This is a genomic window from Stenotrophomonas sp. P5_A8 (assembly GCF_056400545.1).
This window is the reverse complement of record NZ_JBFULB010000437.1, coordinates 1-2,617: the sequence shown is the minus strand read 5'-3', so window position 1 is coordinate 2,617 and position 2,617 is coordinate 1. Positions and strand designations below refer to the sequence as shown.

The window sequence follows — 2,617 nt, the reverse complement described above, 5'->3', positions numbered from 1 at the left end:
GCGGCGCCCTGCACGAACAGGCGGCGCGACGGCATGGGCAGGCTGCCCGGGCCGGGTGTGTTGGGGAAAGACATTGCAACTCCGAATCGGATCCGAATGGCACACGGGTGCCGTCACACCGCGCACGCAACGGCGTGCACGGCATCGCATCGCACTGGCGCTCGCGATGAGCGCCGGATCAGGCGATCGGAGGCCGGGTGATGCGGTCCAGCGGCGGCGTCGGCAGCGACGGGCGCGTAGGGCTGGTCGGTACCAGCGACAACGGCGGCGGGCTGGGAATCCAGCTGATCGCCGCGGTCAGGCTGGGGTGCTGCGCGCAGTTGCGCAGGCAGTCCTTGATCTTGCAGTGATCGCCGTCGTGCGGCGCCTGCGCGGCGGCGCCATCGGCGACGCTGGCGGTGTGATCGTGGTGGCGCGTCGGGGCCGGGGCGTCGCCGTGGCAGGGCGGCGCGGGTGCGGCGGCCACCGGGGCCGCCATCGCCAACGCCATCGGTGCGGCCATGGCCACGTTCAGCCCGTTGAGCAACAGGCTGAGCATCAGGACCACGCGCAGGAGGAGGGAGCCGGCGGACATGCGGCTTACCCTAGCGCCAAACCGGTGCGCCTGCACCTGCGGCTGAACGCGATATTCAAGTCTGGAGACGGCTCCGTCGGGGCGCGTGCCTGCATCAGCCTTCTTCGCGGACGATATCCACCAGCCGCTCGCCGTAGCGGGCCAGCTTGGTGCCGCCGATGCCACCCACCCGGCCCAGGGCATCGATGCTGGTCGGGCGCTGTTCGGCGATGTTGCGCAGGGTGCTGTCGTGGAAGATGACGAAGGCCGGCACGTTCTGTTCCTTGGCCAGTTCGGCGCGCAGGCTGCGCAGCGCGTTGAACAGGGCCAGGTCCTCGGGCAGCACGGACAGGCCGGTCCGCTGGCCGCTGCGGTCGCGTTCGCGGGTCTTGGGGCTCTCCCGTCGCATCATGACCTTGCGCTGGCCCTTGAGCACCTCGCGGCTGCCGTCGGTGAGGCGCAGGCCGCCGTAGGCTTCGCTGTCCACTTCGAGCAGGCTGGCGGCGACCAGTTGCCGGAACACGCTGCGCCATGTGCGGGCGTCGAGGTCCTTGCCGATGCCGTAGGTGCTCAGTTCGGTATGCCCGAACTGGCGGATCTTGTCGTTCTCGCCGCCACGCAGGATGTCGATCAGGTGGCCAACGCCGAMGCGTTGGCCGCTGCGGTAGACGCAGCTGAGTGCCTTCTGCGCGGCAACGCTGGCATCCCAGGCGTCTGGCGGGACCAGGCAGTTGTCGCAGTTGCCGCAGGGCTGCGGGTAGGTTTCCCCGAAGCCGGCGAGCAGCACCTGGCGGCGGCACTGCATGGATTCGCAGTAGCCGAGCAGGTGGTCGAGCTTGGAGCGTTCCAGGCTTTTGCGTTCTTCACCGGCTTCGGACTGCTCGATCATCTGCTTGAGCAGCACGACATCGCCCAGGCCATAGCAGAGCCAGGCTTCGGCAGGCTCGCCGTCGCGGCCGGCACGGCCGGTTTCCTGGTAGTAGCCTTCCATGGACTTGGGCAGGTCGGTGTGGGCGACGAAGCGGACGTCGGGTTTGTCGATGCCCATGCCGAAGGCGATGGTGGCGCACATGACGATGCCGTCCTCGCGCAGGAAGCGGCGCTGGTTGGCGGCGCGTACTTCGGCGGGCAGGCCGGCGTGGTAGGGGAGGGCGTTGAGACCTTCCTTGCACAGGAATTCGGCGGTTTCCTCGACCTTGCGCCGCGACATGCAGTAGACGATGCCGGCTTCCTGGCGGTGGACCTTGAGGAAGTCGAGCAGCTGGCGCTTGGCGTTGTCCTTCTGGACGACGGTGTAGCGGATGTTGGGCCGGTCGAAGGAGCTGACGAAGTGCTGGGCGCCGGTGAGGTCGAGCCGCTCGGCGATTTCGCGCTGGGTGGGCGGGTCGGCGGTGGCGGTGAGGGCGATGCGCGGGACGTCGGGCCAGCGTTCGTGAAGGACGGTGAGCTGGCGGTACTCGGGGCGGAAGTCGTGGCCCCATTGGGAGACGCAGTGGGCTTCGTCGATGGCGAACAGGGCGATGGTGCTGCGCGAGAGCAGCGACAGGAAGCGTCCGGTGAGCAGGCGTTCGGGGGCGACGTAGAGCATGTCCAGTTCGCCGGCGAGCAGGTCGCGTTCGACCCGGGCAGCGGTTTCGCCATCGAGGGTGGAATTGAGGTATTCGGCGCGCACGCCGAGCTGGCGCAAGGCTTCGACCTGGTCCTGCATGAGCGCGATCAGCGGCGAGATGACGATGCCGGTGCCGTCGCGGAGCATGGAGGGCACCTGGTAGCACAGCGACTTGCCGCCGCCGGTGGGCATCAGTACGAGCGCGTCATTGCCGGCAGCGACATGTTCGACGATCGCCTGCTGCGGACCGCGGAATTCGTCGTAACCAAAGATGCGGCTGAGCAGGTCGTGCGCGGGGCGGGAAGACATCGGACTAGTTTACCCCGCCGGGCGGTCTGGCCGGGTCCGCCAACAGTGGATCGGTGGGTAGGGCTTTGCCCGTAGGCTCTCGAAGCCGAAGCCGAAGCCGAAGCCGAAGCCGAAGCCGAAGCCGAAGCCGAGGCACATGGCTTCCT

2 protein-coding genes are annotated in these 2,617 nt (G+C 68.4%); both read right to left on the bottom strand.

What is annotated here, in order from left to right; genetic code table 11:
• Nucleotides 1-178: 178 nt before the first annotated feature.
• A complete protein-coding gene (locus tag AC1DQP_RS19255) occupies nt 179-574 on the bottom strand; it encodes a CopL family metal-binding regulatory protein (RefSeq protein ID WP_256776881.1) in 396 nt (131 codons plus the stop codon).
• A gap of 94 nt (nt 575-668) precedes the next feature.
• Nucleotides 669-2,471 carry a DNA helicase RecQ gene (gene recQ / locus AC1DQP_RS19250; RefSeq protein WP_478052274.1) on the bottom strand — a complete coding sequence of 601 codons (1,803 nt, stop codon included), beginning with the start codon at nt 2,469-2,471 and terminating at the stop codon, nt 669-671.
• Nucleotides 2,472-2,617: the final 146 nt, after the last annotated feature.

Bases quoted from the DNA above. Each gene is read 5' to 3' on its own strand.
- AC1DQP_RS19255 (WP_256776881.1), bottom strand. From the start codon at position 574: ATGTCCGCCGGCTCCCTCCTCCTGCGCGTGGTCCTGATGCTCAGCCTG.